This is a genomic window from Pseudoalteromonas sp. SANK 73390, assembly GCF_054966645.1.
Genome location: NZ_ARPN01000151.1, coordinates 1 through 614, shown reverse-complemented (window position 1 = coordinate 614; position 614 = coordinate 1). Strand labels below are relative to the sequence as shown.

General features: G+C 44.6%; 2 protein-coding genes. Both read right to left on the bottom strand.

The genetic code is table 11. The features are described from left to right. The coding region (locus SANK73390_RS18605; protein ID WP_462767882.1) for a Mor transcription activator family protein at nucleotides 1-225 on the bottom strand (225 nt) is incomplete at its 3' end. Further along, the coding region (locus SANK73390_RS18600; RefSeq protein WP_462767881.1) for a phage protein GemA/Gp16 family protein at nucleotides 218-614 on the bottom strand (397 nt) is incomplete at its 5' end. The genes SANK73390_RS18605 and SANK73390_RS18600, both read right to left, overlap by 8 nt.

Here is a 614-nt window from a genome sequence, read left to right as displayed (position 1 = left end):
TGCCCAAATTTGATTGCTCATCATAATTGCATCTATTGAGCGACCTTTGCAGACGTACACAACCTCACCACCAAATGTATGGCGGATTGAATCAACAACCTTTCGCCCAATATCTAGTGCCGATTGTTCATCAACGGTTTCATTTACACCACGCATGACCAGTTCAAATATGGTGAGTAACATACCATCGCCACGCTCAGTAACTTTGCCAAATTTATCACCCATTTTGGGTTGCCTCCGAATATCTGTCAGACATAACACCAATAAACGCAATTGCTGCCTCTAACTGCTCAACGCTGCACTTTTTAAAATTGCCCAGCTCATACACAGTTTTAGTCGCTTCAATTTGGTGTGCGCTACTGAGTTTTAATCCGCGTAAAACATTAACCAGTTCTTTGAGTTGTTCGGCCATCAAACGCACATACCAGCTTTTCAATTGCTCAATCAATGCGTGAACCATAGATGCGCGTAACCATTCCAACCGCTCAATCGCCACGTTTTTATTCATGCGTTTAGCCTGGGCTTTGCTCCAATTAAGTAGCGCCGCTTCCGAGCCGTCGCGCAAATAACCTCGATGGCTCATAGCGATCCACACTTGGCGCAGCTTATCTAAT